The 26,102-nt window shown below is 70.0% G+C and carries 27 protein-coding genes; 9 read left to right on the top strand and 18 right to left on the bottom strand.

Going from position 1 to position 26,102, the window contains the following annotated elements; genetic code table 11:
- Window positions 1–9 precede the first annotated feature (9 nt).
- The 4 genes from MHY30_RS11730 to MHY30_RS11715 all read right to left on the bottom strand — a co-directional run bounded on the left by MHY30_RS11730 (window position 10) and on the right by MHY30_RS11715 (window position 5,235).
- Complete coding sequence (locus tag MHY30_RS11730) at window positions 10–1,968, bottom strand: glycogen debranching N-terminal domain-containing protein (RefSeq protein ID WP_239277099.1); 1,959 nt, start codon at window positions 1,966–1,968, stop codon at window positions 10–12.
- Window positions 1,965–2,798: a carbohydrate ABC transporter permease gene (locus MHY30_RS11725; RefSeq protein ID WP_239277104.1), complete on the bottom strand. Its 834-nt coding sequence runs from the start codon at window positions 2,796–2,798 to the stop codon at window positions 1,965–1,967. The genes MHY30_RS11730 and MHY30_RS11725 overlap by 4 nt, the downstream gene beginning before the upstream one ends.
- Window positions 2,799–2,878: 80 nt before the next feature.
- A complete protein-coding gene (locus MHY30_RS11720) occupies window positions 2,879–3,988 on the bottom strand; it encodes a carbohydrate ABC transporter permease (RefSeq protein WP_239277098.1) in 1,110 nt (369 codons plus the stop codon).
- Window positions 3,989–3,999: 11 nt separating this feature from the next.
- On the bottom strand, window positions 4,000–5,235 hold the full coding sequence (locus MHY30_RS11715) for an extracellular solute-binding protein (RefSeq protein WP_239277097.1): 1,236 nt from the start codon (window positions 5,233–5,235) through the stop codon (window positions 4,000–4,002).
- A gap of 164 nt (window positions 5,236–5,399) precedes the next feature.
- Here MHY30_RS11715 and MHY30_RS11710 point away from each other — a divergent pair, with 164 nt between their 5' ends.
- Window positions 5,400–6,404: a LacI family DNA-binding transcriptional regulator gene (locus tag MHY30_RS11710; protein WP_239277096.1), complete on the top strand. Its 1,005-nt coding sequence runs from the start codon at window positions 5,400–5,402 to the stop codon at window positions 6,402–6,404.
- Window positions 6,405–6,535: 131 nt separating this feature from the next.
- On the opposite strand, the gene MHY30_RS11705 is transcribed toward MHY30_RS11710, so the two are convergent.
- Complete coding sequence (locus MHY30_RS11705; RefSeq protein ID WP_374204607.1) at window positions 6,536–7,282, bottom strand: IclR family transcriptional regulator; 747 nt, start codon at window positions 7,280–7,282, stop codon at window positions 6,536–6,538.
- Between the two features lie 85 nt (window positions 7,283–7,367).
- Here MHY30_RS11705 and hutH point away from each other — a divergent pair, with 85 nt between their 5' ends.
- Window positions 7,368–8,909 carry a histidine ammonia-lyase gene (gene hutH / locus MHY30_RS11700; RefSeq protein WP_239277095.1) on the top strand — a complete coding sequence of 514 codons (1,542 nt, stop codon included), beginning with the start codon at window positions 7,368–7,370 and terminating at the stop codon, window positions 8,907–8,909.
- Here hutH and MHY30_RS11695 read toward each other — a convergent pair.
- From MHY30_RS11695 to MHY30_RS11675, 5 genes are all read right to left on the bottom strand, one after another.
- Complete coding sequence (locus MHY30_RS11695) at window positions 8,899–9,363, bottom strand: histidine phosphatase family protein (RefSeq protein ID WP_239277094.1); 465 nt, start codon at window positions 9,361–9,363, stop codon at window positions 8,899–8,901. The genes hutH and MHY30_RS11695 overlap by 11 nt on opposite strands.
- A 166-nt stretch (window positions 9,364–9,529) precedes the next feature.
- On the bottom strand, window positions 9,530–9,880 hold the full coding sequence (locus MHY30_RS11690) for a gamma-glutamylcyclotransferase family protein (RefSeq protein WP_239277093.1): 351 nt from the start codon (window positions 9,878–9,880) through the stop codon (window positions 9,530–9,532).
- A 39-nt stretch (window positions 9,881–9,919) separates the two neighbouring features.
- Window positions 9,920–11,194 (bottom strand): DUF445 domain-containing protein, encoded by a 1,275-nt coding sequence (locus MHY30_RS11685; protein WP_239277092.1) that lies wholly within the window; start codon window positions 11,192–11,194, stop codon window positions 9,920–9,922.
- Window positions 11,194–12,357 (bottom strand): acyl-CoA dehydrogenase family protein, encoded by a 1,164-nt coding sequence (locus MHY30_RS11680; RefSeq protein WP_239277091.1) that lies wholly within the window; start codon window positions 12,355–12,357, stop codon window positions 11,194–11,196. Before MHY30_RS11680 ends, MHY30_RS11685 begins: the two co-directional genes overlap by 1 nt.
- A gap of 54 nt (window positions 12,358–12,411) precedes the next feature.
- Window positions 12,412–13,164, bottom strand: coding sequence for an alpha/beta fold hydrolase (locus MHY30_RS11675; protein ID WP_239277090.1), 753 nt, complete (start codon window positions 13,162–13,164; stop codon window positions 12,412–12,414).
- Window positions 13,165–13,229: 65 nt separating this feature from the next.
- On the opposite strand from MHY30_RS11675, the gene MHY30_RS11670 reads away from it, so the two are divergent.
- Entirely contained in the window at window positions 13,230–13,634 is a 405-nt protein-coding gene (locus MHY30_RS11670; RefSeq protein WP_239277089.1) for a pilus assembly protein CpaE, read from the top strand.
- A 26-nt stretch (window positions 13,635–13,660) separates the two neighbouring features.
- Here MHY30_RS11670 and MHY30_RS11665 read toward each other — a convergent pair whose 3' ends face one another.
- Window positions 13,661–14,866, bottom strand: a complete 1,206-nt coding sequence (locus tag MHY30_RS11665; protein WP_239277088.1) for an MFS transporter — start codon at window positions 14,864–14,866, stop codon at window positions 13,661–13,663.
- Between the two features lie 385 nt (window positions 14,867–15,251).
- Here MHY30_RS11665 and nrdH point away from each other — a divergent pair, with 385 nt between their 5' ends.
- Genes nrdH through nrdF form a run of 4 tightly spaced genes read left to right on the top strand, consistent with a single transcriptional unit; the run spans window position 15,252 to window position 19,096 of the window.
- Window positions 15,252–15,485, top strand: a complete 234-nt coding sequence (gene nrdH / locus MHY30_RS11660) for a glutaredoxin-like protein NrdH (RefSeq protein WP_239277087.1) — start codon at window positions 15,252–15,254, stop codon at window positions 15,483–15,485.
- 37 nt (window positions 15,486–15,522) lie between these two features.
- Entirely contained in the window at window positions 15,523–15,945 is a 423-nt protein-coding gene (gene nrdI, locus MHY30_RS11655) for a class Ib ribonucleoside-diphosphate reductase assembly flavoprotein NrdI (RefSeq protein ID WP_239277102.1), read from the top strand.
- 11 nt (window positions 15,946–15,956) lie between these two features.
- On the top strand, window positions 15,957–18,089 hold the full coding sequence (gene nrdE / locus MHY30_RS11650; RefSeq protein WP_374204606.1) for a class 1b ribonucleoside-diphosphate reductase subunit alpha: 2,133 nt from the start codon (window positions 15,957–15,959) through the stop codon (window positions 18,087–18,089).
- Window positions 18,090–18,121: 32 nt separating this feature from the next.
- Window positions 18,122–19,096, top strand: coding sequence for a class 1b ribonucleoside-diphosphate reductase subunit beta (gene nrdF, locus MHY30_RS11645; protein WP_239277086.1), 975 nt, complete (start codon window positions 18,122–18,124; stop codon window positions 19,094–19,096).
- A 170-nt stretch (window positions 19,097–19,266) separates the two neighbouring features.
- Here the strand turns inward: nrdF and MHY30_RS11640 are convergent, their stop codons facing one another.
- From MHY30_RS11640 to MHY30_RS15390, 4 genes are all read right to left on the bottom strand, one after another.
- Window positions 19,267–19,692, bottom strand: a complete 426-nt coding sequence (locus tag MHY30_RS11640) for a MarR family winged helix-turn-helix transcriptional regulator (RefSeq protein ID WP_239277085.1) — start codon at window positions 19,690–19,692, stop codon at window positions 19,267–19,269.
- A 21-nt stretch (window positions 19,693–19,713) separates the two neighbouring features.
- On the bottom strand, window positions 19,714–20,346 hold the full coding sequence (locus tag MHY30_RS11635) for an NAD(P)-dependent oxidoreductase (protein ID WP_239277084.1): 633 nt from the start codon (window positions 20,344–20,346) through the stop codon (window positions 19,714–19,716).
- 126 nt (window positions 20,347–20,472) lie between these two features.
- Entirely contained in the window at window positions 20,473–21,312 is an 840-nt protein-coding gene (locus tag MHY30_RS11630; RefSeq protein ID WP_239277083.1) for a ribokinase, read from the bottom strand.
- A 16-nt stretch (window positions 21,313–21,328) separates the two neighbouring features.
- Entirely contained in the window at window positions 21,329–22,351 is a 1,023-nt protein-coding gene (locus MHY30_RS15390) for an FUSC family protein (RefSeq protein ID WP_239277082.1), read from the bottom strand.
- A 296-nt stretch (window positions 22,352–22,647) separates the two neighbouring features.
- On the opposite strand from MHY30_RS15390, the gene MHY30_RS11620 reads away from it, so the two are divergent.
- Window positions 22,648–23,112: a DUF3817 domain-containing protein gene (locus MHY30_RS11620; RefSeq protein WP_239277081.1), complete on the top strand. Its 465-nt coding sequence runs from the start codon at window positions 22,648–22,650 to the stop codon at window positions 23,110–23,112.
- 3 nt (window positions 23,113–23,115) lie between these two features.
- Here the strand turns inward: MHY30_RS11620 and MHY30_RS11615 are convergent, their stop codons facing one another.
- From MHY30_RS11615 to MHY30_RS11605, 3 genes are read right to left on the bottom strand one after another with little or no spacing between them, the layout of a single operon-like run.
- Window positions 23,116–24,216, bottom strand: a complete 1,101-nt coding sequence (locus MHY30_RS11615) for a methyltransferase (protein WP_239277080.1) — start codon at window positions 24,214–24,216, stop codon at window positions 23,116–23,118.
- 42 nt (window positions 24,217–24,258) lie between these two features.
- A complete protein-coding gene (locus MHY30_RS11610) occupies window positions 24,259–24,408 on the bottom strand; it encodes a hypothetical protein (RefSeq protein WP_166671746.1) in 150 nt (49 codons plus the stop codon).
- A 24-nt stretch (window positions 24,409–24,432) separates the two neighbouring features.
- Window positions 24,433–25,197 (bottom strand): EI24 domain-containing protein, encoded by a 765-nt coding sequence (locus MHY30_RS11605; protein WP_239277079.1) that lies wholly within the window; start codon window positions 25,195–25,197, stop codon window positions 24,433–24,435.
- A 59-nt stretch (window positions 25,198–25,256) separates the two neighbouring features.
- Here MHY30_RS11605 and MHY30_RS11600 point away from each other — a divergent pair, with 59 nt between their 5' ends.
- Window positions 25,257–26,096: a hypothetical protein gene (locus tag MHY30_RS11600; RefSeq protein WP_239277078.1), complete on the top strand. Its 840-nt coding sequence runs from the start codon at window positions 25,257–25,259 to the stop codon at window positions 26,094–26,096.
- The last annotated feature ends 6 nt before the right edge of the window (window positions 26,097–26,102 follow it).

Here is a 26,102-nt window from a genome sequence, read left to right as displayed (position 1 = left end):
GGCGGAGGGTCAGGCGGGGGTGAGTGCCGTGAGGCAGACCACGGCGGCAGCAGCCGACCACGCCTGCGGGCGGCACGCCGCCGGATACGGGGTGGGCACCGAGGATGCCGAGCGGGGGTCGCCCGAATGCAGCTCGGGCACCCGGTACGCGAAGCCCTCGGCGGCGTCGAGCAGCTCACCCACGACCGCCCGCGCGTCATCCACGAGGCCGGACCGCTGCATCCCATGGACGGCGATCGCGGTGTCGTGGACCCACACGCTCCCGCCGTGGTACGACAGCGGCCAGTACCCGGCGGCGCCGGTCGACATCGTGCGGATGCCGTACCCGCTCGACATCGACTCGTGGCGCAGCAGGCTCGCGACGTGCGCCTCGTCGTCGGCATCCAGGATCCCGGTTCCCAGGAGATGTCCGATGTTGCTGGTGAGCGTGTCGACGGGACGCTTGTCGCGATCCAGTGCGACGGCGGGGTAGCGGCCCTCGGGGGTCTCGATCCAGTACGCGTCGGCGAACCGGGCCTTGAGGTCGGAGGCCCAGGCGCGCCAGAACACCGCGTCCGCGGCATCCGTCTCGTCGCCGAACTCCTCCAGCAGCGCCGCGCCCGCGAGAGCGGCCTCGTACGCGTACGCCTGCACCTCGCACAGCGCGATCGGACCCTCGGCGAGGCTGCCGTCGCGCCACTGGATCGAGTCGCCCGAGTCCTTCCACCCCTGGTTGGCCAGGCCCGTGCCCAGCCGGTCGATGTAGTCGAGGAACCCGTCGCCGTCGCTGTCACCGCTGTCGCGGATCCAGCCGAGCGCCGCGCGCAGTGCGGGCATCAGGGCGCGCACCTCGTCCGCGGGCAGGCCGGCGCGGTGCGCGTCGGCGAGAAGACACACCCATAGCGGCGTCGAGTCGACACTGCCGTAGTAGCGCGGCGGCAACGAGATCCCCTCGCTGGGGATCTCGAGGTCGGACGAGCGCAGCTCGTGCAGGATCTTGCCCGGCTCCTGAGCGGTGCGCGGGTCGTCGTCGGTGCCCTGCAGGCGCGCCAGCACGCGCAGCGTGGATGCCGCGATGTCACGGTCGAGGGGGAGGGCCAGGCGGGCCGCCCAGATCGAGTCCCGCCCGAAGAGGGTGAAGAACCACGGCGCGCCCGCGGCGAAGAACTCGTCCTCCGGCGCGTCGGGCAGGACCAACCGGAGGGCGTCCAGGTCGCCGAGCGCCGTGGTCAGCCACCGCGCCAGACGCGGATCCGCCGCCCCGGACGCGACGGCGGCGACATCCCATCGCGCCGGCGCATCGGCGCCGCCCACGACGAGGGAGTCGTCCCGCAGCGCGAGCTCCCAGGTCACCGCGGACTCGCCGAACGCCGGCACATCGACGTCCCACGACACCTCGACGCCGTCGGTTCCGGATGCCACCTCGCCCGTCGCTGCGGTGAGCGAAAGCCCCTGAGGCCCGGCCGAGACGCGCGCCGAACCGGCGCCGATCTCGACGTCGACCTGCCGCGGGCGGGCGTGGCCGGACTTGACCTCGTGCAACAGCGCGAACTCCGGCTGGAAGCGCAGCCGCAGCGTCGTACGGACCGGGAAGTCCACGCGAGAGCGGAGCGTCCACGTTTCGGTCACCCGCCCGTCGGTGACGATGCGCTCGCGCAGCAGGCGCACCTTCGGGTCGGGGGTGGTGTCGTCGAGCCCGCGCAGGACTCCGCCGAACACGATCCGCGACGGTCCGTCGGGAGCCGTCGAGATCCACTCGATCGCGGAGTCGTCGCACGACATCGTCAGCGCACGGACATGACGCACGTCACCGTGGTAGATGCCGTGCACGGGAGCCGTGCCCACCGTGCCGGAGCGGTCGGACCACACCTGGGTCGGGGCCCGGAGCACGATGACGGCGTCGCTGAGCAGGGGCTGCAGCGGCGCGGCGTCGTCGGCGGAGGGCGCGGCGGCGGAGAGCGCCTCGGTCGAGGCGGCTGCGGTGGTCATTCTTTGACGGCTCCTTCACTGGCGTTCATGATGCGGCGCTGGAACACGAAGAACACCACGGCGACCGGAATCGTCATGATGGCCGCGGCCGCGAGTTTGAGGGGGAACTGGCTGCCCTGACTGAGCTGTCCGCTCGCGAGGGAGGCGACGCCCTTGGTCAGGGTGGTCAGTTCGGGGGACTGGGTGGAGATGACGAAGTGGCTCAGCTCGTTCCACGATCCCTGGAACGACAGGATCACGATCGTGATGAGCGCCGGGCGCGCCATCGGCAGGACGACCGACCAGAAGATGCGGAACGTGCTCGCGCCGTCGATCCGCGCCTGCTCCTCGACGGACGGGGGGATCGACTCGAAGAAGTTCTTCATGATGAACACGCCCGCGGCATCCACCAGCAGCGGCAGGATCATGCCCGCGTACGAGTCGTAGATGCCGAGCTGGTTGATCACGAGGAACTTCGGGATCAGCAGCACCACGGCCGGAACGGCCATGACCGCCACGAGCGCCGCGAACACGATGCCGCGCCCCCGGAACTGCAGCCGGGCGAGGGCATAGCCCGCGAGGGAGTTGAAGAACACTCGGCCCAGGGTCACGAACACGGTGACGACGGCGGAGTTGGCGAACCAGACGGGGAAGTCCGAACGGAGGAAGAGGCGTTCGTACGCGGCCCACGTGAAGGGCTGGGGAACGAGCGAGATCGGATCGGCGGCGGCCGAGGCATCCGTCTTGAACGAGGTCGCGACCTGCACCAGGAACGGATAGATGTAGATCAGCGCCAGCACCGCCAGCAGCACGTACAGCCCGATCTGCCAGCGCAGGGTCTTGGCCGACATGCGGTGCTTCTGCTTCGGCCGGCGAGGGCCGTCGACGACCTGCTCGGCCAGAACGATGGTCTGCGGGGATGCCGTGGCGGTCATCGCGCGTCTCCTCTCGGTGCGCGCACTTCGTACTGCCGTGCGCGACGGCGCGACACGGGGCGCTCGCGCAGCACCCAGCGCTGGAGAATCGTCAAGACGACGATGATCACGAACAGCACGAACGCGATCGCCGCGCCCTGACCCCACTCCTGCGACAGGAACGCCGACGAGTAGCTGAGGTAGGCGGGGGTCAGCGTCGTCTTGCCGGGACCGCCCTGCGTGCCGGTGTAGATCTGGTCGAACACCTGCCAGGTGCCGATGAGCCCGAGCGTCAGCACCGTGAACAGCACGGGACGCAGCTGCGGGAGGGTGACACGCCAGAAGCGCTGCCAGCCGTTGGCGCCGTCCATCATGGCCGCTTCCTGAACGTCGCCACCGATGTTCTGCAGGCCCGCGATGAACAGGAGCATGAAGGTGCCGGAGGTCGTGAACACGGCCATCAGGATGAAGGCCGACATCGCCACCGAGGGGCCGGCGAGCCAGTCCCACCAGGTGACCCCGAGGAACGTGCCGCCGGTGAGAGCGGCCGGTCCGCTCGTGATACCGACCGCGGCGAGGGCGTTGTGGACGATCCCGGAGGGATCGCTGAACCAGTTGGGCCCGTTGACGCCGAGCCACGACAGCACCTCGTTGATCGCGCCGGAGGTCGAGAAGAGGAACAGCCACAGCACGGTGATCGCGACGGAGCTGGTGACCGAGGGGAAGTAGAACGCCGTCCGGAAGAATCCACGTCCGCGCAGCACCGCGCGGTTGACGAGCACGGCGAGGAACAGCGAGAGCGCCGTCTGCAGCGGCACGACCAGGAGCACGTACCAGGCGTTGTTGCGCAAGGCGGTGCCGAAGTCCCGCTCGGCGAGGCCGCCGCCCGTTGTGACGGCGGCGTAGTTGTCGAGGCCGACGAAGCTCACGCTCGACGAGAACGGGCTGCCCCGCCCCGACCAGTCCGAGAAGCTCACCCACAGCGCCATGAGCACGGGGACGAGGAGGAACACGCCGAGGATGATCAGCACCGGGGCGGTGAAGAGCCAGCCGGCGGCGGCCTCGCCGCGCCGAATCCCCGAGGTGGAGGAGCCGGCGCGGCGAGGCGCGGTGGTGAGAGCGGTCATGAGGTTCGCGCCTACTCGGCGATGGCCTCGAGGTTGCTCTGCACCGTGGCGAGGATGGCCTGCGGGTCACCGGTCTTGAGCGACTCCAGCTGAGCGTTGAAGTCGGTGATGACGTCCGCGGCACCGGCGATGTTCGGCGGGAACTGCGCGTACTCGGCACCGGCGAGGAACGCCGTCAGGTCGGGGTTGGCGCTGGACCACGCGTCGGCGGCCGACTCGATCGACGGCATGGGGCCGAACGCCTCCGAGAAGGCCAGCTGCTGGTCGGTGCCGGTGAGGAACTCGGCCAGGGCGCGGGCGTTCTCCTGGTTCGGGCTGTCGGCGGCCATGCCCCAGCAGTTGGTGAACTGCAGCGTGCCCTTGCCGCCGGGACCCGCGGGCAGCTCGGCGACCGTGTAGTTCACGTCGGGGTAGTCGGCGCTGAGGGCGCCGGTGATCCAGTTGCCCTCGATGGTCATGGCGGCCTTCTGCGTGCCGAAGGCCTCACCGCCCCACCCGGCGCCGATGTCGGCGGCGAAGGCGAAGCTGCCGTCTTCGAGATGCGTCTTGACGTACTGCAGCGCCTCGACGTTGGCGGGGCTGTCGGCCGTGGCCGCGCCGTCGGTGAGAAGCCCGCCGCCGGCCTGTGCCATGAAGGCACCCAGGCGCTGGTACTCGGCCCCGAAGGCGAGCCCGACACGACCGTCCGCGGTGAGCGTCTGGGCGACGGATGCCAGCTCGTCCCACGTCTGCGGGATATCGGCATCCGTGAGTCCGGCCGCCGACCACACGTCGGTGTTGATCACGAGTGCGAGCGTCGAGAAGTCCTTGGGGGCGCAGTAGAACGAGCCGTCGACGGTGAAGTTCTCGACGAGCGACGGGTAGAAGTCGTCCTTGTTGGCCAGGTCGTCGCCGTAGGCGGCGATCGATCCGTTCGCGGCGTAGCCTGCCAGCGCCTCGGGGGCGAGGTAGAACAAGTCGGCCGGCGATCCCGCCGCGAAGCCCTGCGACAGCTGCTGCGGGAGGTCGTTGGCGACCTGCACCTGCGCCTCGACGCCCGATTCCTCGGACCACGCGGCGACGGCGTCTTCGACGGCCTGCGTCTCGGCGTCGCCCGACGAGCCGATCAAGACCGTCAGGGATCCGCCGGAGGTCTGCTCCGCGTCGCCGGAGTCGTCGAAGCCGGATCCGCATGCGGTGAGGGTCAGGGCTCCGGTGGCCAGGAGCGCTCCGGCTCCGAGCCAGGTGCGGGGGTAGTGCCGTGTCATGTGTCTCTCTCCTTCGATGAGGCATGCGACCCCTCCGCGGTGCCCGGAGGGCCAGAGTTTTGAACGTTCAAACTCCGGTGGGACTAAGGTACGGAGCGGCGGGCCGCGCTGTCAAGCCACGGGGCTCGCCCTACGATGACCGTCTGCCTATCGAGAGGGATGCGATGACGAAAGCCCCCACCGTCGAAGACGTCGCCCGTGTGGCAGGAGTGTCTCGACAGACCGTGTCGAACGTCGTGAACACCCCCTCGATCGTGCGCGAGGCGACACGCCTCCGCGTCGAAGCGGCCATCGCCGAGCTGGGCTACCGCCCGCACGCGGCGGCGCGGCGCCTTCGCACCCGGCGCAGCTCGACTATCGGCATCCATCTCGATCCGTACGCGGGGGGCATCGCGGGAGTCGTCCTCGACCGCTTCGTGCACGCGTTGACCGAACGGGCGAGCGAAAGGGACATGCGTGTTCTCCTCTACGCCGCCCGCACGGCGGAGGAGGAGATCGAACGCCTGGGGGATCTGCTCGAAGGGGGAGAGGTGGATGCCGTCGTGGTCACCGGCACCTTCCACGGTGACCCGCGCACGGGGTGGCTCAACGAGCGGGGGCTGCCGTTCGTGTCGTTCGGGCGCCCGTGGGGCGAGGACGACGTCGCCGCGCCCGCCCACCTGTGGGTCGACGTCGATGGCGCGGCCGGAACCCGCGCGGCCACCGCGCACCTTCGCGCGGCCGGAGCGGACCGCATCGCCTTCCTCGGGTGGCCCACCGGCTCAGGGACGGGCGACGAACGCGAGCGCGGGTGGCGGGAGGACGTCGGCGCCGCGGCGGGACCCCGGTGGGTCGTGGAAGACAGCGTCGGTCTCGCGCGTGATGTCGTCGCCGACGGCCTTGCCGCAGACCCGCGCGTGAGCGGGATCGTCTGTGCGAGTGATTCGCTCGCGATCGGCGCTCATCTCGCCACGACGCTCGCGGGGCGCGCCGACATCCCCGTCGTGGGCTTCGACAACACCCCCGCCGCCGAGGCGCTCGGGCTCTCCAGCGTCGAGCAGTTGCCCGAGCGTGTGGCATCCGGGGCTCTGGACCTCCTGATGGGGGAGGGTGGAACGGTCGTCGCTCCGCGGCCCGCCACCGCCGGCGCGGCCCACGTGCTCGTGGAGCCGCGGCTCGTGGTGCGCTGACCCCGGCTTTCCCTCCGTCGTCCATCCGGTGTCCAGGACACGCCGATGCGCGAGGCGCCGAACGGCGTGTCTTGGACACTCAACCCGGGGCGGGGCCCGGGGGCCGGTGGGTCAGCGGCTGAGGCCGTACGTCACCCCCGGCGCCCGCTGCGGCGGGCGAGCTCTGCCGCGCACGCGCGAGCCGCGGCGGCCAGGGCTGCTTCGTCGCGCGGCGCATCGTCCGGCCACGTCACCGCCACCGCGGCGAGCGGCCACCCGGTGTGGTCGAGCACCGCCGCAGCGACGGAGCGGAACCCCGAGGTCACCTCCCCGTTCTCGCGAGCGAACCCCGTCGCGCGCACCGTGCGCAGTGCATCGCGCAGCTCCGCTCGCGTGCGCGGGCCCCGCCCGGTGCGCTGCGTGAGCGCGGTGGCATCCGGATAGAGGGCGCGCACCTGCGCCGCGGGGAGCGCCGCGAGCATCGCCTGACCGCTCGCGGCGAGGTGCGCCGGTAACCGGACCCCGACGTCGGTGACGAGCACCGGGCGGCGTGGCGCGCGCTCCTCGACGATGTACAGCACGTCGCGGCCGGCGAGCACCGCAAGATGCGTGCTCTCGCCCCATCGGTCGGTGAGCGCTGCCAAGAGGGGCCGGCCGAGGCGTGCCAGCGGCTGCTGTCGGGCGTACCCGCCGCCGAGCTCGAACGCGGCCGTTCCCAGTCCCCAGCGGCGCTCCTCCTCGAGGTGCACGACGTAGCCGTGCTGCGCGAGCGTTGCAAGCAGGTGATACGTGGTCGACCGGGGGAGCTGCAGGGTGTTCGCGATCACCTGCGCCGCCAGAGGTGCGGGCTGCCGGGCGAGCAGCGAGAGTATTCGCAGCGTCTGATCCGCGGCCGGCACCTGGGGTGCCGCGCCGTCTGTGATCACAGACACAGGATGCCAGAACGGCCCCGCCCGTGACGGTGCGAGGCGGTGCAATCGGGTCATGAGTACCGCCGTGATGGTCGGAGACGACCGCCTCACCCTCAACGATGTCGTCCGGGTCGCGCGCCACGGGGCCGTGGTTCGGATCGCCCCCGATGCCGTCGCCCGCGTCGCCGCAACCCGCGAACTCATCGACGGGCTCGCGGACGATCCGCAGCCGCACTACGGCATCTCCACCGGTTTCGGTGCCCTCGCCACGACGTTCATCGCGTCCGACCGGCGCGCGCAGCTGCAGGCGAGTCTCGTCCGCTCCCATGCCGCGGGCACGGGGGGCGAGGTCGAGAGGGAGGTGGTCCGTGCGCTCATGCTGCTGCGTCTGCAGACCCTCACCACGGCGCGGACGGGGGTGCGACCGGTCGTGGTGGAGACCTACGCGGCCCTGCTCAACGCGGGCATCACGCCGGTCCTGCGCGAATACGGTTCGCTCGGCTGCTCGGGTGACCTCGCCCCGCTCTCGCATGTCGCCCTGGCGGTGATGGGCGAGGGGGACGTGCGCGACCAGCACGGTCGTTCCGTGCCCGCCGCGGAGGCGCTCGCCGCTGCGGGGATCGCGCCTCTCGTGCTCCGTGAGAAGGAAGGCCTCGCGCTCATCAACGGCACCGACGGCATGCTCGGCATGTTGGTGCTGGCCCTGCACGACCTCGAGACGCTGTGGACGACCGCGGACGTCGCGGCCGCGATCTCGGTCGAGTCGCAAATGGGCAGCGACGCGGTGTTCGCCGCCGATCTCATGGCCCTCCGCCCGCAGGTCGGACAGGCCACCTCGGCCGCCCACCTGCGCGCGTTCCTCGCCGGCTCTCCGATCGTCGCGAGCCACCGTGGTCCGGAGTGCACCCGCGTGCAGGATGCGTACTCGTTGCGCTGTGCTCCGCAGGTGCACGGTGCCGCGCGGGACACCGCGACCCACGCCCGGATGGTCGCCGAGCGTGAACTCGCCGCTGCCGTGGACAATCCCGTGGTCACCCCCGACGGCCGGGTGGAATCCAACGGCAACTTCCACGGTGCGCCCGTGGCGTACGTGCTCGATTTCCTCGCCATCGCCGTCGCCGACGTGGCCTCCATGTCGGAACGACGCACCGACCGTGCACTGGACGTCGCGCGCAGCCACGGGCTGCCGCCTTTTCTCGCCGACGAGGCGGGCGTCGATTCGGGTCTCATGATCGCCCAGTACGCGGCCGCGGGAATCGTGTCGGAGATGAAAAGACTCGCCGCGCCCGCGTCGGTGGACTCCATCCCGTCGAGCGCGATGCAGGAGGATCACGTGTCGATGGGATGGGCTGCCGGTCGGAAGCTGCGTCGCGCCGTCGACGGCCTGGCCCGCGTACTGGCGATCGAGGTGCTGACCGGATGCCGAGCACTCGACCTGCGTGCGCCGCTTCTGCCCGCGGATCCCACCGCAGCCGTGCGGGATCTGGTGCGCACGCGCGTGGCGGGCCCGGGCCGTGATCGCTTCGTATCGCCGGAGATCGAGGCCGTGACCGATCTCGTGGTCTCCGGGGCGATCGCCCGTGCCGCCGTGGAGAGGGCGGCGCTCAGGGCGTGAGCAGCTCGAACTCGTCGGGAGGAGCGGATCCGACGGTGGCCCACTCATGGTCGTGCCAGGTGCAGATCGCCACGGCCGAGGTGACCATGCGTACATCGTGACCGGCGAGGCGCGAGACGAGGTCGCTCATACCCGGGTCGTGCGCCACGACCATGACCTCCGCGACCCCAGTGCTGTGCGCGGCATCCCACAGGGCGTCGGCATCCGCGAGGTAGAGCTCGGCCCGTTCGGTCACGTCGACCTCGAACTCGGCGGCGAACGCCTCCGCCGTGGCCTTCGCGCGCGCGGCGGTGCTCGACAGGAGCAGCTCGGGTCGCACACCACGACGCAGCACGGAACGCGCCATCGCGGGAGCGTCGCGACGACCCCGGTCGTTGAGCGGCCGCTCGTGATCGTCGAGACCTTCATCGGCCCAGTCGGATTTGGCGTGCCGGGCCAGGATCAGTTGGATCATCGTCTCTCCGCATCGTCGCCGCCGAGCAATCGGACGCGGAGCGCGCGGGGCGCGTCTCGATCCGGCATCCGAGACGAGGATATCGGCGCGGGGGAGCGTGCGGGGCGGCCGCTCGTGCGGCGTGTCCTCTGCCCGGACGAGGGCTGGGGCCGGCCGGGCGCGACGCTCACCGCCCGACGTACACCCACGCCTGCCGGCCGCTGGACAGCGACACCGAGACCCGGCGGTAGAGCGACACCTCGTACTCGTCGGCGGCGTCCAGCTCCTCCGCGGTGAGAAACAGGACCCGCCCGAAGACGCGGTCGCGAGGATCGCCCGTGAATCGCACGATGGGATGCGCGTCCATGCCGGACAGGTTCGTCACGCGGTCGTCGTCGATCGGCGTCCATTCCCGTCGATAGCCGGGCAGGACGTCTTCGTCACCTTCGACGACGCGGCCGAAGGTGTCGAGTTGGACCTGCGGAAGCTGCAGCGTCCCGTAGGTGAAGAGGGGTTCCACCCCCGAACCGGAGCTCACGGGTTCAGGCTACCCATCGCCGCGCCCGGCGTCTCGGGATCACGACCCCCAGGCGAGGTGTGCGACGGTGAAGATGGCCAGCCCCGCGAGAGCGCCGACGATCGTGCCGTTCAAGCGGATGTACTGCAGGTCGCGCCCCACCATGAGTTCGATCTTCTCGGTCGTCTCATCGGCATCCCATCGCTCGACGGTGTCGGTGATGATCGAGGCGATGTCGTGCCGATACCGCTCCACGAGGAAGACGGCGGCGTCGATGACCCACCCGTCGACGCGGCGTTGCAGCGATTCGTCGGTCTGCAGGCGGCGCCCGATGTCTGCCAGGGCGGCCGACGCGCGGCGGCGCAACGCGCTGTCGGGATCGGCGAGCGAAGTCAGCAGGCCCGCCTTGGCGGTGTTCCACGCCTCGGCGGCGAGCCCGCGCACGCGCGGGCTGTCGAAGACGGATGCCTTCGCCTCTTCCAGCCGCATCCGGGTGGCGGGGTCGTGCTGCAGGTTGTCGGACAGGCGGGTGAGGTACTGGTCGATGGCGGCGCGTGCCTGATGGCGGGGATCGGCGCGGACCGCATCGACGAATCCCATCGCCTCGCGGTAGACCGTGTCGTCCACGAGACGCTGGGCGATGCCCGGCACCCACGAGGGGAGCCGTCGCGACACCAGGCCCTGGAACATCTCGCGGTTGTTGCCCAGCCACACCGCGATGTTGTCCAGCGCGAGGTCAACCGCGCCGTGGTGCGCGCCCGCGTCGACGACGCGCTCCAGCCACCCGCCCACCGACGGCCCCCAGTCGGGCTCGAGCAGGTGTTCGCGGGCGAGGTCTTCGATCAGGCCTTGCACGTCGTCGTCGCTGAGCGCGCGCAGAACGCTCGACGCGAGCGTCGCCCCCTCGGCGGCGATCCGATCCGCGTGCGCGGGCTCGGCCAGCCACGCCCCGGCCCGCGCCGACAGCGGGGTCGCCTCGAGCTTGGTGCGCACGACGTGTCCCTCGAGGAAGTTCGTCTCGACGAACTCCCCGAGCTGCTGCCCGATCTCGTCTTTCCGGCGCGGGATGATCGCCGTGTGCGGGATGGGGAGCCCCAGGGGGTGCCGGAAGAGCGCCGTCACGGCGAACCAGTCGGCGAGAGCGCCGACCATTCCGCCTTCTGCGGCGGCTCGCACATACTGCAGCCACTCCACCTCGCGCTGTAGCGCGAAGGCGACCGCGAACACGACCGCCATCCCGAGCAGGGCGCCCAGGGCCACGCCCTTCATGCGGCGGAGCGCGCGGCGGCGCTCCTGGTCGGCGGGGCTCAGGAGAGCGATCGGTGTGCGGGCCATCAGGCGTCGACCGGTCCGAGCCAGGCCCCGGCGACGGCGGAGTGGGCGGACTCGGGGTCGGAGGGGTGGAACTGCCCCGCCAGCACGTCGCGATACAGGCGGCTCAGCTCGGTGTGCGCGAAGTAGGACGACCCGCCGCCGACGAGCGTAGCCTCGTCGACGATCGCCTTGGCGGCGGTGACCGCGCGATGCTTCAGCCCCGCGAGCAGCGAGAACCACCGTCCGCCGTGGTCGACCTGGCCGTCGACGTCGGCGCTGAGGGCGGCGATCTGCGGGGGAAGGGCGTCGTAGGCCAGGGCCATGTCGGCGATGCGCCAGCGGATGTCGGGGTCGGCCGCGTAGCTCGCTCCCGTCTTCTTCGAGCGCCGCGACTTCGCGGCATCGACGGCGAGGTCGAGGGCACGCCGGGCGATCCCGGTGTACACGGAGGCCAGCAGGATCTCGAACACGGCGAAGATGCCGAACACGAGCGGGTCGGGCTGCGGACCGGGGTCGAGCCGCCGGACGACGCGTGTCGCGGGGGCGTGCGCACCCCGCAGTTCGGTCGTGCGGCTCTGCGTGCCCCGCATGCCGAGCGTGTCCCAGTCGTCGCGGGCGACGATGTCGTCGCTGCGATCGAGGAAGGCGAACACCATCTTGGGGGCGTCCGGCGACGTGGTGTCGAGGCCGTGAACGCCCAGGTGATCCCACACCGGGGAGAGGGAGGTGAAGATTTTCGTCCCGGTGAATCGGTAGCCGCCATCCCCGTCCGGAGTGGCCGCGGTGTCGCTGCCGAAGAGCACGAGGTCGTTGCCGGCCTCGCTGATGCCGAAGGCGAAGACCTCCCCGGCCGCGGCGCCGCGCAGCACGGAGTCGAGGTCGTCGAGGCCACGGTCGTGCAGCACCTTCGCCACACCCGTCCACACCAGATGCATGTTGATCGCCAGCGCGGTCGCCGGTGCCGCGCCGGCAAGGCGCTGCTGCAGTTCGGCCGCCTGGGCGAGCGTGAGGCCCGCGCCCCCGAACGCGGTCGGCACCAGGATGCCGAGATACCCCGCCGCGCGGAGATCATCGAGGTCGTCGTTAGGGAACGTGTTCTCGCGGTCGTGCACGGGCGCGCGCTCCCGCAGCCGCGCGAGCAGATCGTCGGGGAGGAACCGAGCGGTATCGAACACGGGGGCCATGGCATCCATTCTGGTCCTCCGCTCGGACATCCTGGCCGTCGGCGGCCCCGCTTCTTAGTCCAGGGCGGACAGCAGGGCGGCGACGGTGTCGTGGGGGCGGTCGCGGTGCGGCGAGTGCCCCGCGCCGGAGACCACCGACATCGTGATCGCGGGGTTCGTCAGCACCTCCGCGGCCAGCGCGCCCGAGAAGATCGAGTGCACCGCGGGGTCGGCGCCGATGACGTGCGTCGGTACCCGCAGCGCGGCGGCGTCGGCGCGGACGTCCCACACCGCGTTCTGCAGGCTGGTCTGCTCGATGGCCCAGCGGCTCGCCCGCTGGGTGGCACGCGCCTTCAGCTCGACGTCGACGGGATGCCAGTCGGGGTGCGCGGACCGCACGGCGGCGACGGTCGGATCGGCGAACGCCTGCTCCTGGCTCTGTCGGACGATCTCCCGGTCGCCGTCCGCAAGGTGGATCGCGGGGTCGACGAGCACGAGACGCCGGGTCCACGTGGGATCGCCGGCGGCGGCGACGGTCGCCGCCGCGCCCCCGAGCGAGTGGCCGACGACCGCATCCCATGCTCCGCCGGACTCCGGGTGCGTGTGCGCGACATCGGCCGCGTACGCGGCGAGGGAGTAGTCGAGGGCTCGAGGGGCGTCTCCGTGTCCGCGGAGGTCGACGGCGACCGCGTGCCAGCCGGCGTCGGCGAGTGCGGCGCCGAAGCGCCACATGAGCGCCCCGTCCGAACCGAGGCCGTGCACCAGGAGCACGGACGGACGGCCGGCATCGCCCCAGGTGAGGCGGGGGAGTGTCACGGGAGCGCGCATGCCCCCATTCTGTCGGGTGCACGCGGGCGGCCCCGCGTCGTTCGCTCGCCCCCAGAATGGATGCCATGATCTCGACCGAGATGGCTCTCGCCCTTCGTGAGGCGGGGCTGGTGTGGCATCCGCGCTCGGGCGACCGGTTCCAGTTGAACGAACCGGAGTTCGAAGCCGACGTCTTCACCGTCAGCGAAATGACCGTCGAGCCGCGCGAGTACCCGACCGGACGGATCCTCGCCTTCAACGGAACGACCGAGTGGGCGCTGGATTCCGTCGCCACCGAGGACGCGCTGTGGCTGCCGTCCGAGGCGCAGTTGCGCGAGATGCTGCGGTCCGCGTTCCGGTCGCTGCGCCGACTCTCCGACACGCACGAGGTCGAGATCTCGGTCGGCGGCACGACGCTCGTCTTCGATCACCCCGAGCCCGCCGACGCGTACGCGCTCGCCGTGCTGGAGCTGCTGCGTCGCCTGCGCTGAGACTCGGCTCCGACCTGCTCGGCGAATCAGGTGATGGTGTGCACCGGTTCGGTGTCGGGGATCGGGCTCGCGTCGCGGTGACGCAGGTCGGGGAACCCGCGCACGAACAGCACCGAGACGACCAGGCCCGCGGCGGCGAACGCGGCGGCGGCGATGTAGGCGCCCTGCGGGCCCACGCCGTCGACGAGGAAGCCGGCGACAGCGGAACCCGCGGCGGCGCCGATGAGCTGACCCGTGCCGATCCAGCCGTACGCCTCGGCGGTCTCGCTGAAGCGCACGCTCGCGGAGGTCATGGCGAACATGACGGCGAGCGCAGGCGCAATACCGGCGCCGGCCACCAGCAGCGTCGCCCCGAGCCACCACGCGTTGAGCGAGACGATCGTGAGGCTGAGGCCGACCGTGACGATCGCGAAGCGGCGCGCCATGGCCCACGGGCCGATCGGGATGTGACCGAAGGCCAGGCCTCCTGCGAGGCTGCCGACGGCGAACACCGCCAGGACCAGGCCCGCCTCGAGGCCGCCGTGGTCGAAGGTCGCCACGACACCGGCCTCGACGGCCGCGCACGCGCCGATCAGGAGGAAGCCCGTGGCGGTGGCCAGGATCACCGGCGGCTTGCGCAGCACGGTGCCCAGGGCCCGTCGACTCCGGGGGATGCGGACCCGACCCACCTCGGGGCTGAGGATGAACCACGCGCCCCCGCCGAGAAGGATGACCACGATCAGGAGGAGCGCCGGGACCGTGCCCGCTTGGGTGCCGACCAGGGTGATGATCACCGGCGCGAGCACCCAGATAATCTCCTGCAGTGAGGCGTCCAGAGAGTACAGCGGCGTCAGCTGCGACGAGTTGACCATCTTGGGGTAGATGGTGCGGACGGCCGACTGCACCGGGGGAGTCGAGAGGCCGCCGATGAGTCCCAGCGCCATGTAGACCGGGAGCGGCACCTCGAGCAGGGCGATCGCGGTAATCGCGGCGGCACAGATGAGGAGCGTGGTCGTGAGGACGCGCCGCATGCCCCATCGGCCCATCCACCGGCTGGTCACGGGGCCCGCGACGGCCTGCCCCACGCTCGTGGCCGCCAGCACCAGACCGGCCGCGCCATACGACCCGGTGACGTGCTCGATGTGCAGCAGCACGGCGAGGCTGATCATGCCGTTGGGGAAGCGTGCCGTCAGCTGAGCGGCGATGATGCGCCCTACGCCCGGGGTTCTGAGGAGTACGCGGTAGCCGGCCACCGCACCACGCTACCCGGTGCCCTGGGCGCTCGGCTGCCCCTCCGCCGTCCACCAGCGAGCGACACGCCGCGACACGCCGGAGGGCGTTATCCACCCCCTGTGCGATGTCGGAACCCCCGTCTAGCGTCCGAGCTGTGGACGGATGCCGGGAGGAGGCGCAAGATCCGCGGAACGGCGGGCCTCGACGAGGTCGGAAAAGGTCTGCCGCCTGTGGATGAAATCGTGGACAACCTGTGTTGTACATGGGGAGAGTGGTGGAAAATCACACTCATGTAACTACTACCCCTTGTGGTTCCCCCCGATGTCCGTCCCCATATGTAGTATTGAGCTCCCGGCCCGCCCCGAGCGACCGGATGACGATCTTCCAGGGGAGAGAGAGAACGAAATGGCGATCACGGTCTACACCAAGCCGTCCTGCGTCCAGTGCACCGCGACGTACCGCGCACTCGACTCGAAGGGCATCGAGTACCAGGTGCTCGACCTCACGGAGGACCCGTCGGCTCTCGAGCAGGTCAAGTCGCTCGGTTATCTCCAGGCCCCCGTCGTCATCACCGACGAGGACCACTGGTCGGGTTTCCGTCCCGACAAGATCGACGAGCTGGCCTCGCGCCTGGCGTGATCCCCGGCGGGCTCAGAGGGTTCTCGTGAGCGCTGTCATGTCGGAGACGGAAGCTCCGCTGCTGGTCTACTTCTCGAGCGTGTCCGGAAACACCGCACGTTTCATCGAGAAGCTCGGCAAGCGGGCTGTGCGCATCCCCCTGCGACCGACCGATCCGCCGCTCCACGTCGACGAACCCTTCGTGCTGGTCACCCCCACATACGGCGGAGGTGTCGGCCGAGGCGTCGAGAAGGGCGCCGTCCCCAAGCAAGTCATCCGCTTCCTCAACGAGGAGCGCAACCGACGCCACATCCGTGGGGTCATCTCCGCGGGAAACACCAACTTCGGCGACGCTTTCTGCCTCGCCGGAGACATCATCAGCCGCAAGTGCTCCGTGCCGCACTTGTATCGCATCGAAGTATTCGGCACACCAGAAGACGTCGAGCACGTCACCGAAGGATTGGAACAGTGGTGGAAGTAGGGCTGAGTGACGTGGACTTCAAGACCGAGGCGCGTTTCGAGGGGCTGGATTATCACGCCCTGAACGCGATGCTGAACCTGTACGACGCCGACGGCAAGATCCAGTTCGACGCCGACAAGCGGGCCGCGCGGGAGTACTTCCTGCAGCACGTCAACCAGAACACCGTGTTCTTCCACTCCCTCAAGGAGCGTCTCGACTACCTCGTCGAGAAGGAGTACTACGAGCCCAAGGTGCTCGAGAAGTACTCGCTGGAGTTCATCCAGGAGCTCAACGATCGGGCCTACGGCAAGAAGTTCCGCTTCGAGACCTTCCTCGGCGCCTTCAAGTACTACACGAGCTACACGCTGAAGACGTTCGACGGCAAGCGCTATCTCGAGCGCTTCGAAGACCGCGTGGTCATGACCGCCCTCGCCCTCGCCGACGGCGACCAGCGCCTGGCCGTCCAGCTGGTCGACGAGATCATCTCGGGCCGCTTCCAGCCCGCGACCCCGACGTTCCTCAACGCCGGCAAGGCGCAGCGCGGCGAGCTCGTCTCGTGCTTCCTCCTCCGCATCGAAGACAACATGGAGTCGATCGCCCGCGGCATCAACTCGGCCCTCCAGCTGTCCAAGCGCGGCGGTGGCGTGGCCCTCCTGCTGTCGAACATCCGCGAGTCGGGTGCTCCGATCAAGCAGATCGAGAACCAGTCTTCGGGCATCATCCCCGTGATGAAGCTCCTCGAAGACAGCTTCAGCTACGCCAACCAGCTCGGAGCCCGTCAGGGCGCGGGTGCCGTGTACCTCAACGCGCACCACCCCGACATCCTGCGCTTCCTCGACACCAAGCGCGAGAACGCCGACGAGAAGATCCGCATCAAGACGCTGTCGCTCGGTGTCGTCATCCCCGACGTCACGTTCGAGCTGGCCAAGAACGGCGAAGACATGTACCTCTTCTCGCCGTACGACGTCGAGCGCGTCTACGGCAAGCCGTTCGGCGACATCTCGGTCACCGAGAAGTACCGCGAGATGGTGGACGACCCGCGCATCAAGAAGACGAAGATCAATGCGCGCGAATTCTTCCAGACCCTCGCCGAGATCCAGTTCGAGTCGGGCTACCCGTACATCATGTTCGAGGACACGGTGAACAAGGCCAACCCGATCAAGGGTCGGATCAACATGTCCAACCTGTGCTCGGAGATCCTGCAGGTCAACACCCCGACGACGTACAACGAAGACCTCTCGTACGCCGAGATCGGCAAGGACATCTCCTGCAACCTCGGGTCGATGAACATCGCGCTGGCGATGGACGGCCGCGACCTGGGCCTCACGGTCGAGACCGCGATCCGCGCCCTCACCGCCGTGAGCGACCAGAGCCACATCGCTTCGGTCCGCTCGATCGAGGACGGCAACGACCGCTCGCACGCGATCGGCCTCGGCCAGATGAACCTGCACGGCTACCTCGCTCGCGAGCACGTGCACTACGGCTCCGAAGAGGGCATCGACTTCACGAACATCTACTTCTACACGGTGCTGTTCCACGCGCTTCGCGCGTCGAACCGTCTCTCGATCGAGCGCGGCACGTCCTTCGACGGCTTCGCTGACTCGACCTACGCGTCGGGGGAGTTCTTCGACAAGTACACCGACCAGGTGTGGGAGCCGCAGACCGCCAAGGTGAAGGAGCTGTTCGCCGGCATCCCGATCCCCACGCAGGACGACTGGCGCGAGCTGAAGGCATCCGTCCAGCAGTACGGCATCTACAACCAGAACCTGCAGGCCGTCCCGCCGACCGGGTCGATCTCGTACATCAACAACTCGACGAGCTCGATCCACCCGATCGCGTCGAAGATCGAGATCCGCAAGGAAGGCAAGCTCGGTCGCGTCTACTACCCGGCGCCGTTCATGACGAACGACAACCTGGAGTACTACCAGGACGCGTACGAGATCGGCTACGAGAAGGTCATCGACACGTACGCCGCCGCCACGCAGCACGTGGACCAGGGTCTGTCGCTCACGCTGTTCTTCAAGGACACCGTCACCACCCGCGACATCAACAAGGCCCAGATCTACGCGTGGAAGAAGGGCATCAAGACGATCTACTACATCCGCCTGCGTCAGCTGGCACTCGAGGGTACCGACATGACCGAGTGCGTCTCGTGCATGCTCTGATCCGCTGATCACGATTTGTTATTGAGGACACCATGGCTGAGAAGCTGCAGCTGCTGAACCACGTTCAGGCCATCAACTGGAACCGCATCCAGGACGACAAAGACCTCGAGGTCTGGAACCGTCTCGTCAACAACTTCTGGCTGCCCGAGAAGGTGCCGCTGTCCAACGACATCCAGTCGTGGAACACGCTGACCCCCGAAGAGCAGACGCTGACGATGCGTGTGTTCACGGGTCTGACGCTGCTCGACACGATCCAGGGCACCGTGGGCGCGGTCTCGCTCATCCCCGACGCGATCACCCCGCACGAGGAGGCGGTGTACACCAACATCGCGTTCATGGAGTCGGTGCACGCCAAGAGCTACTCGTCGATCTTCTCGACGCTGTGCTCGACGAAGGAGATCGACGAGGCGTTCCGCTGGTCGACCGAGAACGAGTTCCTTCAGAAGAAGGCGCACATCGTCATGGACTACTACCGTGGCGACGACCCGCTCAAGCGCAAGGTCGCCTCGACCCTGCTGGAGTCGTTCCTGTTCTACTCGGGCTTCTACCTGCCGATGCACTGGTCGAGCCGGGCCAAGCTCACCAACACCGCCGACCTGATCCGCCTCATCATCCGTGACGAGGCCGTGCACGGCTACTACATCGGCTACAAGTTCCAGCGCGGTCTGGAGCAGGTCGACCAGGCCCGCCGCGACGAGATCAAGGACTACACGTTCTCGCTGCTGTACGAGCTGTACGACAACGAGACGCACTACACGCAGAGCCTCTACGACTCGGTGGGTCTCAGCGAGGACGTGAAGAAGTTCCTGCACTACAACGCTAACAAGGCACTGATGAACCTCGGCTACGAGGCGATGTTCCCGGCATCAGTGACGAACGTGAACCCGGCGATCCTGTCGGCGCTGTCGCCCAACGCCGACGAGAACCATGACTTCTTCTCGGGGTCGGGTTCGTCGTACGTCATCGGCAAGGCCGAGGCGACGGAAGACGACGACTGGGACTTCTGATCCGGTAACGACGAGGGCCCCGCGCGAGTGATCGCACGGGGCCCTCGTTCTTTTGCGATGCGGCGACTGCACCGGTGGGTCGACACAACCCGGATATCTCCACCTCGTAGGCGGTCGTCAGCCACCGCTAAGCCGGAAGCCGTCCTGCGAGAGTCCCGACGGGTGCGACGTCAGGCCGCGTCCACCCGCTTCAGCAGTGCGGCTAGCTGGGTGAGCTCTCCGTCGGAGAGCGCGTCGAACCACGGTGCGGTGCGGTCGATCGTCGCGGCCTCGAACGCGGCGACCTGCGCGGACGCGGAGGCGGTCAGCCGCCACACGCGGGCCCGTCCGTCGCTGTCTGAGGAGAACTGCTCCACCAGTGCGTGCGTGCGGAGCTGATCCATCGCCTGGGTGATCGCGCCCGGGGTGACCTTCAGCGTCCGCGCGAGACGACCAGGAGTCATCGGCTCCGCGTCGTGAGCGAGAAGAAAGAGGATGTCCCACTGTGTGCGCGTGAGCACGAGATCCCCGAACGGGGTGGATCGGGGGCCGGCGAGCCCCCGCGACAGGGTCACGACCGCTTCGAGCACATCACCGATCGCGGTCGTCCGCTCCACGCGCTGTGTCATCGCCCGGGGTCACGCACTCACGAACGGCAACTGGCCGACGAAGGTGCGGTCGTCCACCTGGGTCAGGAGGAAGTCGCTCAGATCATCCCTGCTGATCTGCGTGCTGGCGTTCACCCCGACCCAGCCGACCCGGTACGTGCCGGTTCCCGGCTTCTCGGTCAGCCGCGGTCCCCGTACGACCGTCCAGTCGAGCCCCGAGCCCTGCAACACGGTCAGGTGGCCTCGCGCGTCGGCCAGGACGTGCCCCGACAGCGTCTTCAGGAGAAAGCGGATGATCTTGTCGGCGACCTTGGGGCGGTCCGGCTCTGCGGGAAGGCCCCCTCCGGACAGCGTCACGATCCGCCGAACACCGTGCTTCTTCATGGCCTGGACGATCAACGCGGTCCCGTCGGTCTGCAGGCTCGCCGGTGAGCCCTTCACCTGGCCGAACACGCTCAGCACGACATCCGCCGCCGCCACTGTCTCGGACACCTTCGCCGCGTCGAGGACGTCGCCCTCGATCACCGTGAGCCGAGGGGAGGACATCGTGAGTTTTTCGCGATCCCGGACGAGCACGCGTACATCGTCTCCGCGATCGATCGCGCGCCGGAGCACGCGTCGCCCGGTCTTGCCCGTCGCACCGAAAAGAGCAATCGTCACCATGCCGTTTACTTTAGCCGCTAAACGATATGCGAGGTCCGTTTTCGGCGGGGCGGAGGTTCTACGGCGGAAAGCGCTGCGTGCGAAGCCTCTCGGACATCGTGAGTTTGGGCCCGAGCGATCGCCGGATCACACCCCGTACGTGTCGAGCGGCCCGAGCGCGGGTTGAGACGCGTCGTCCGCGACGGCCGCGGCCCCCACGGCGCACGCGCGCGCGAGCGCGTCGGTCTCGGCGTCGCCGCGCAGCAGACCGACGACCAGCGCCGCGCAGAACGCGTCGCCCGCGCCCACGGTGTTGCGGACCGTCGTGGGCACGCCGGGGGCGGAGGCGACGAGCTCGCCGTGCCGATACAACCGTGCGCCCTCCCCGCCGAGCGTCACGCACAGCAGGGGCGCGTCATGAACCTCGGGGAGCTGCGCGTACTCGGTCTCGTTCACGATGACGAGGTCGGCGCGCTCGAGCACCCCCGCGGGGAGCGGACGCGCGGGCGCGGCGTTGAGGGCGAAGAACCCCGCGGCTTCCGCGGCGGCTGAGATCACGGCATCCGACACCTCCAGCTGCGCGAGCACGGCCGACCGGGGCGCGATTCCGAGCGCGTCGGCGTCGATCGCGGCGTTCGCGCCCGCACACACGACGATGGAGTTCTCTCCGGTCGCGTCGACCACGATGAGGGCGGTGCCGGTAGCCGCATCGGCGGTTTGGACGCCCGACGCGTCGACACCGACGGATGCCAGCTGCTCGCGCATGCCTCTTCCGTCGAGGTCGTCGCCCACGGCGCCGACCAGGCGCACCCGGCCCCCCAGGCGGGCGGCGGCGACGGCCTGGTTCGCGCCCTTGCCGCCGGGACCGCGCTGCAGGACACCGTCGGCGACGGTCTCGCCGGGGCCGGGCGCGCGCTCGACGCGCGCCGTGAGGTCGACGTTGATCGCGCCGACGACGGTCAGGGCGACGGGGGTCGGGTTCGGCATCCGGGTCTCCCTCGATTCAGGCGGTGGGACGACGCCGCAACGTCGCGGACACGATCGCCACGGCGGTTCCCACGGCCACACCGATCACGGTCTCGAGCACGCGGTCGCGCAGCAGCAGCTCCGGGGTCGCGGGGGAGGCGAGGGAGACCATGAGCAGCGCGAGCGGGGTGATGAACACCATCGCGATGCCGTAGTTCCGGCCGACGAACAGCTCCGCTCCGGCCTGCAGTGCCACCGCGATGACAAGCACCGCCCACGGCGGCAGCGCGAGCGCCAGCAGTCCCGCGGCGATCAGCACCCCGACGAGCGTTCCGACCAGGCGCTGCACGCCGCGGACGAGACGCGCCGTGACGTGCGCCCCGCCGACGGCCGCGACCGCTCCCACCATGGCCCAGTACCAGTGGGTGCCGACGAGGAGGACGCCGGCGACTCCGGCGAGGAGCGCGGCGACCCCGACCGTCGCGGTCATCTCCCACGCGACCGTTCCGATCTGCGGTCGATTCCGCGGGGGCAGGTGCCATGAACCGCGGCGGGCCAGCGCGAACAGCGTCGTGACGGTGAGGCTCCACAGCACGCTGCTGACACCGACGAACAGCACCAGACCGAAGGTCGCGGGGGTCGCGGGGAAGCTCGCGCAGGCCCCCGCGGCGAACACCGTGAACAGCGCGCCGGGCGGATGCCACTGCGTCCGGTAAGCGAACAGCGTCACCGCCGCGGCGAGGGCCGCCACGACGACGACGGTGACGACGGGAGGGGTCGCCGCCGCGGAGAGCGCGGTGCCCAGAAGCATCGACAGCACCAGGATCCCACCCGCCGTGGCCTGCATCCGTACACGCGTGCGCGGCGGGTCGAGGCGTCCGTAGAGCGCGGCGAACGCGCCGAACGACGCGTAGACGCTGAGGTCCAACCGGTCGATGAGCAGCAGCACGAGGAGGGGCACACCCACGCTGAGGGCGGCTCGAGCCGCGACGCGGTGGTCTCCGCGATGGGGGCCGATGCGGATGATCCCGGTCCACACGCGCCCCCGGGAATCCGCCACCGGTCCAGCCTACGCCGGGGGTCGACGCGCGCCGCCGTGCCGGGGGACGGAGGCGTCAGCGGTGGCCCGTGTGATGGAGTGGAGTCATGGATGCCGACCGCGAGAAGCCGCCCATCGACCCCGGCCCCGAGCCGGACACGTCCACCGCAGCGGAGGGAGAGCTCTCCGACCCGACGCTCGACCGCGAGGACGATCCGGTCGAGTGAGTGAAGGGCTCCCTCGATGTCGAAGGACGCAGCGCGCAACGACGAGGCCGCTTCCGTAGGGTGGGAAGCCCTGCACCGAGGAGGAGAGACGTGTTCCGCACGCCCCTGACCCTGTTCCGTACGCTCGCGATCGCCGAGGCGATCTCGTGGACCCTCCTCATCGCGGGTCTCATCCTCCGGGCCACGGCCGACCTGTCCATCGCCGTGACGATCGGCGGCGGCATCCACGGCTTCGTCTTCCTCGCCTACGGGGCGACCGCGGTGCTCGTGGCGTTAAATCAGCGCTGGGGCTTCGGGCCGGCCGCGGTCGCCATTGTCAGCGCGATCATCCCGTACGCGACCGTCCCGACGGAGCTGTGGCTGCATCGCACCGGCCGGCTGCGCGGCGCGTGGCGACTCGAAGCGGGCGACGACCCGCGCGACGCGCGGCCCCTCGACCGGCTGCTGCGGTTCTTCCTGCGTCGGCCGTGGGTGCTCGGCATCCTGATCGTGCTCGCCGTCGCGCTCATCTTCGTGGTGCTGCTCGTCGTCGGGCCGCCGGGCGGCAAGGACTGAGGCTCAGCGCCGGGTCGACGCGGTGACGGTGAACTTGCGGTCGCGCGCGACCTGACGCGTCGGGCCCACCAGGCGCTCGAGCGCGGGTCGGTACTGCAGCGCCGAGTTCCACACCGTCCACAGCTCGCCCCCGGGCCGCAGCACCCGCGCGGCGTCGGCGAACATGCGCGGCGCGATGCCCTCGGTGATCGCGCCCGCCGTGTGGAACGGCGGGTTCAGAGCGATCAGGGAGGCGCTGGCATCCGGGCGTGAGCCCAGCAGATCGTCGCGGAAGACCTCGACCCGATCGGCCACCCCGTTGGCCTCGACCGTCGCGCGGGCGGACGCCACCGCGACCGCGGACCGATCCGTCGCGACCACACGGACGGACGGATGCCGCGTCGCCCACGCCGCCGCCACGACCCCGGTGCCGCACGCGAAGTCGATCGCGCCGTCCGCGGGCTCGGGGAGGTGGGCGAGGAGCAGCCGCGTGCCGATGTCGATCGACGCACCCGCGAACACTCCGCCGAACGCGCGTACCTCCAGGCCGTCGACGGTCGCCGCCTCGGGTCGCGGGTCGGCGCCGTCGTGGGGACCGCGGGCGATGAGCACACGCGACTTCTGGCGGGCGTGGGTGACGTCGACGCGCGCGAAGCGTCCGCGGAGGACGTCGTTCATCGCGGGGGTCATGTGCTTGATCCGTCCACCGGCGTAGACCACGACGTCGGGGTGGGCGTACGCGGCGATGAGTCCGGCGATGTCGTCGAGGGCGCGCAGGGCGCGGGGGAGACGCAGCAGGATCACGCGCGCGTCGCGCACGAGGTCGGCATCCCGTTCGTGCGACGTGAACGTGGTGTCGAGGCCGGCCCGCAGGGCATTCGCGGTGAGCGCGCGTTCGCCGGACAGGGCGTCCTGGTGGACGCGGATGCCGCGCATGCCGGCCGCGGCCGAGCCGAGGGTGAGTGCGCCATAGGCGTCGTCGATGACCACGAGGGAGCCGTCCGCGAGCGCGGCGCGGGCGCCGGCGGATTCGTCTAGGAGCAACCGGTCTGCGGCATCCACCGCGACGAGGTCCGGGCCCTCGATGTCGGGCCACCGGCTCAGATCGTCGAGGGCGATGTTCACGCCATCACGCTCCCCAGGGGTCGGGGCCGTCGGTGAGGGGGATCAGCGTGTACCGAAGTGGAAGGGCAGCGCGAGCGAAGCCGCGACCAGCAGGATGCCGAGGGCGAAGAACAGCGCGGGCGCGGCGAGCGAGAACGACAGGCCGGTCAGCAGCATGCCGCCGACGAACAGGATGAGCGAGACGATGAACATGGGGATCCCTTCGGTCGCTTCAGGTTATCGTGCCGCATCGGTGGGCCGGTCCTCGGCCCGAGCCGTCTCGCGCAGGGCGGCGTGCGTCCACAGGGTGCTCCCGGCCACGGCGGCGGGCATCACGGCCACGGCCCCGAGCGGCACGAGGAAGCACAGCTGCGTCGCGACCCCGAACCCCAGCGCTCGGGCGCGATTGCCGCGCAGGACCGCGCGCCTCGCGCGACGATCCAGCCCGCGGGCGGAGAGGGAGCGCGAGGTGAGCTCGTCGGCCAGCAGCCATCCCGTGAGGACGAGCCCCACGAGGAAGCCCAGGATGCCGCCGACGAAGGGGATCAGCCCCACGAGCCACGCCGCGACCGCCGCCATTGCTCCGCGGGCGATGAGGCGGACGGCGTCTCCTGCCGCGCGCCAGAAGCCGTAATCGGCGTCGGGGACCCGACCGGTCGCGGTGCGCTCGGTCGCCCGCCAGATGCGGTCGTAGAACGGTTCCCCGACGGTGAGGGTGACCGCGGTGAACGACACGATCGCCAGGAAGGCCACCGCGCCGAACGAGGCCACGCCGATCGCCGTGCGTACGACGGTGGCCCAGAGGGGCGTCCAATCGTCGGCGAAGGGAGTCCAGTCGTCGACCACGTTCGTCAGCAACACCGCCCACCCGACGAGTGCCGCCGTGAAGACCAGACCCACGACGAAGCCGGGGATGAGGCCGAGGGCCATCGCGCCCGGGGAGCGACGCCACTGCCCGAGGCCGCGGAGCAGCATGCGGGCGCCCTGGAGAAACTCGTGCATTCGGGAATTCTCGCAGAGCGCCGCCCAGCCGCGTCGGGGGTCGCTGACAAGATGTGCGCATGCGCATCCGCACCACGTCTACGCAGCGCACCTACCGGTACGTGCGGGTGACGATCCTCGCCGCGACCCTGCTCCTCATCGTCGCGGTGGCCGTGCAGTCGGTCACCGGGGGAGTGCCGGCGTCACTGAGCGCGGCGTACTACACGCCGGCAGGGCCGATGTTCGTCTCGGCGCTGTTCGTGGTCGCAGCCGCGTTCCTCGCCCTGTCCGGCCGCAGCATCGAGCAAGGGCTGCTCGATGTCGCTGCGGTGCTGGCGCTCGCGGTGGCGGTGGTGCCCACCACCGTCGAGAGCGAGGTCTGCGGTCCGGCCGGGCGGTGCGTGCCGTCCGCGGTGGTCCCGACGGTGGTGAACAACGGGATCGCGGTGGCATCCGTCGTGTACGTCGGTGTGCTCGCGGCGCTCGTGCTCGCGCGGGTGCAGGGCACTGTGTCGCGCGGAGTCCTTCTGACCGCCGGCTCCGTCGGGGTGGTCGCGACGGGCTTCCTCCTGTGGGCTCTCGTCGCTCCCGATGCCTTCCTCGCTCTCGCGCACAACGCGGCGGCGGTGGCGTTCTTCCTGCTCATCGGGGCCGTCGCGGCGCTCGCCGCGTGGCGACCGCAGCGCGCGCCGCAGCGATTCCGCCCCGCCTACGCCGCGGTGGCCGTCGGCATCCTGTTCGCCCTGGCTGGGCTCGGGGCGACGCTGGTCGCCGCCGCGCTGGGAGCGGATACGACCGTCCCGGTGCCGTGGGTGTTCCTCGGTGAGGCGGTGGCGCTCGGGCTGTTCGCGGTGTTCTGGGTGCTGCAGACCGTGGAGCTGTGGGACGAGCCGGATCCGCGTCTTCGCGCTGGGACCTGATCGCCG

The sequence above is a fragment of the Microbacterium sp. ACRRU genome, assembly GCF_022346945.1.
In the GTDB taxonomy this organism is placed as follows: domain Bacteria; phylum Actinomycetota; class Actinomycetes; order Actinomycetales; family Microbacteriaceae; genus Microbacterium; species Microbacterium mcarthurae.
This window is presented reverse-complemented; position numbering and strand designations above follow the sequence as displayed.